This is a genomic window from Streptomyces rhizosphaerihabitans (assembly GCF_025399795.1).
Taxonomy (GTDB): Bacteria; Actinomycetota; Actinomycetes; order Streptomycetales; family Streptomycetaceae; genus Streptomyces; species Streptomyces rhizosphaerihabitans.
Map to the genome: position 1 here is coordinate 1 of NZ_JAODTZ010000137.1, position 2,614 is coordinate 2,614.

At 71.6% G+C, this 2,614-nt stretch carries 2 protein-coding genes and 1 pseudogene; all 3 read right to left on the reverse strand.

Annotation, left to right across the window (positions count from 1 at the left end):
* Window positions 1-996, reverse strand: a 996-nt coding sequence (locus tag N4G66_RS45005) for a GlgB N-terminal domain-containing protein (RefSeq protein WP_449343330.1), incomplete at its 3' end; no start/stop codon positions are given.
* A 79-nt stretch (window positions 997-1,075) separates the two neighbouring features.
* On the reverse strand, window positions 1,076-2,449 hold the full coding sequence (locus N4G66_RS45010; RefSeq protein ID WP_261710127.1) for a maltokinase N-terminal cap-like domain-containing protein: 1,374 nt from the start codon (window positions 2,447-2,449) through the stop codon (window positions 1,076-1,078).
* A gap of 47 nt (window positions 2,450-2,496) precedes the next feature.
* Window positions 2,497-2,614, reverse strand: a pseudogene (locus N4G66_RS45015) (alpha-glucosidase C-terminal domain-containing protein); the annotation flags it as partial.

A 2,614-nucleotide genomic window follows, 5' to 3' on the forward strand; every position in this document is an offset into this window, starting at 1 on the left:
TTTGAAGTCGTCGGGGGTGCCCAGGCGTGCGGTGGGGGCGTAGAAGCCGGTGACCTGGTAGCCCCAGGAGCCGCCGAAGGGGTGTTCGGCGACGGGCATCAGCTGGACGTGGGTGAAGCCGAGGTCCGAGACGTACGCGGGGAGCTGGTCGGCCAGCTGACGGTAGGTCAGGCCCGGTCGCCAGGACGCCAGATGCACCTCGTACACCGAGAACGGGGCCTCGTGCAGCGGACGGCACTTCGCCCGCTGCTTCATCCACGCGGAGTCCTTCCACTTGTGGGACGACCGGGTCACGACCGAGGAGGTCGCCGGAGGCACCTCGGTGCGGCGGGCCATCGGGTCCGCGCGCAGGGTGCGGGAACCGTCGGGGCGGGTGATGCCGAACTTGTAGAGCGTTCCCTCACCGAAGCCGGGCAGGAACACCTCCCACACGCCGGACGATCCGAGCGAGCGCATCGGGAATCCGCCGGCGCCGTCCCAGTGACAGAAGTCCCCGCAGACCCGCACGCCTTGAGCGTTCGGGGCCCACACGGTGAAGCGCGTTCCCTCGACACCCTCGTGGGTCATCGGCTCGGCGCCGAGCGCCCGCCACAGCTCCTCGTGCCGGCCCTCACCGATCAGATGCAGGTCCAGCTCGCCGAGCGCCGGAAGGAAGCGGTACGGGTCCTGCGACTCGGACTCGGTGCCGTCATAGGTCACCAGTAGTGTGTACGCGGGAATCGCGTCGAGCGGCAGGACGGCCTCGAAGAGCCCGTCGCCCAGATCGTCCAGCGCGGTACGGTGCCCGTCCACCATCACCGCCACACCCTGGGCGTACGGCCGCAGCGCCCGGAACACGACTCCGCCCGGCACCGGATGGGCACCCAGCAGCGCGTGCGGATCGTGATGGGTGCCGGACAGCAGACGCCCCCGATCCGTGGGGTCAAGCGTGGCGTGCTGCGCCGACGGGGCGGCGGGCTTGGCCCGTCGTACGCGGGTGGATGCGGTGCGGGTCACGGCTTGGGCCTCTCGAAGTGGGGGTGTTGAGGGTGGTCGGTGAGAGTGTCGAAGGCGGTTGGCGGTTGGGGATTGGGGGTCAGGGGTGGTCGGCGAGTCGTCCGACCGCCGCCATGGGGACGGGAAGCCAGTCGGGACGGTGCCGTGCCTCGTAGAGCACTTCGTACACGGCTCGGTCCGTCTCGTACGCGCGCAGCAGTTCGGGTTCCTCGCGCGGGTCCCAGTCCGCCGCGACGGCGTAGCCCGCGCAGAAGGCCTCGCGGCAGCGCTCCGCCCACTCCGGACGCCAGGGCTGGCGGGAACGGGCCGCGTAGTCGAAGGACCGCAGCATGCCCGCGACATCGCGTACGGGCGATTGGACACGCCGACGTTCGCTGATCGGGCGGGCGGGTTCACCCTCGAAGTCGATCACCGACCACCGCTGCCCGGCCCGCAGGACCTGGCCGAGGTGGAGATCGCCGTGGATGCGCTGGGCGGGCCGGAGCGCCGAGTCCAGGGCGGCGAGCGCGTCGAACGCCGACCGCAACCCGGCGGCGTGCGGGCGGAGTTCGGGGACGGAACGGACTGCGGCGTCGAGACGCTCGTGCATCGCGTCCGCGAGCGCTTTGTTCCGGTACGGACTCGGCGAGTCCAGCGGGAAGGCCGTGGCCAGGGCCAGATGCACCTCGGCGGTGGCCCGGCCCAGTTCGTACGCCTCGCCGGTGAAGTCCTTCCGCGAGCCGAGGGATTCGAGTGCCAGGGTCCAGCCGTCGGCGGCGTCCCGCAGATACGGCTGAAGGACGCCGAGGGTCGCTTCCTGCGGCTCCGAGGTGTGGAACCACGCGGCCGGCGCGGGGACACGGGTGCAGCCCTGCCGGGCCAGCGCGCGCGGCACCTCCAGGTCCGGGTTGATGCCGGGCTGGACGCGCCGGAAGACCTTCAGTATGAACGCGTCGCCGTACACCAGCGAGGAGTTGGACTGCTCGGCGTCGAGGAGACGCGGCGTGAGACCGGGCGGCACGGTGAAGCGCGGATCGCGCTCGAAACGCAGCGGTCCCGCGTTGCCCGAACGGCGCAGCCGTTCCAGGAGCAGTCCCGCCGCCTTCGGATCGTGAAAGGCGTCGTACACGGTCAGGTCGGCCAGCGGGCCGGCGCTCGCCCGGCCGATGAAGGCGTGGGCGAGCCGCGGCGGCAGGACCTCCCGTACACCGAGGAGCAGTTGGTAGCAGTCCTCGGCCACGGGCGTGGCCGTTCCGGCGTGGGCGGGCGGGCCGAGGTGCTCGGTGCGGACCAGCAGATGCAGACACCCCGGATACAGCTCGGTCGTCGAGAGCAGCGTCAGATCCGTCACGGGCCTGCCCTTGCCCGCGAACCAGCGCTGCCGTGGCAGCCAGGCGCGCAGCAGCTCGGCCAGCGAGGTCAGCAGCGGAGCGGTGTCGAGGCCGCTCGGACGCTGCAGAGCGGTGTTCGCCATGACGACACGTCCTTTCAGAGGCGGGCGGGCTGTCGAGGGGCACGGGGTCACGATCGCCTCGAGGCGCCGGGCCCGACCGCGGGGCGCAACCTGAACCAGTAGAAGCCGTGTCCGGCGAGGGTCAGCAGGTACGGCAGTTCGCCGATGGCCGGGAATCGCACGCCG

Bases quoted from the DNA above. Each gene is read 5' to 3' on its own strand.
- N4G66_RS45010 (WP_261710127.1), bottom strand. From the start codon at position 2,449: ATGGCGAACACCGCTCTGCAGCGTCCGAGCGGCCTCGACACCGCTCCG.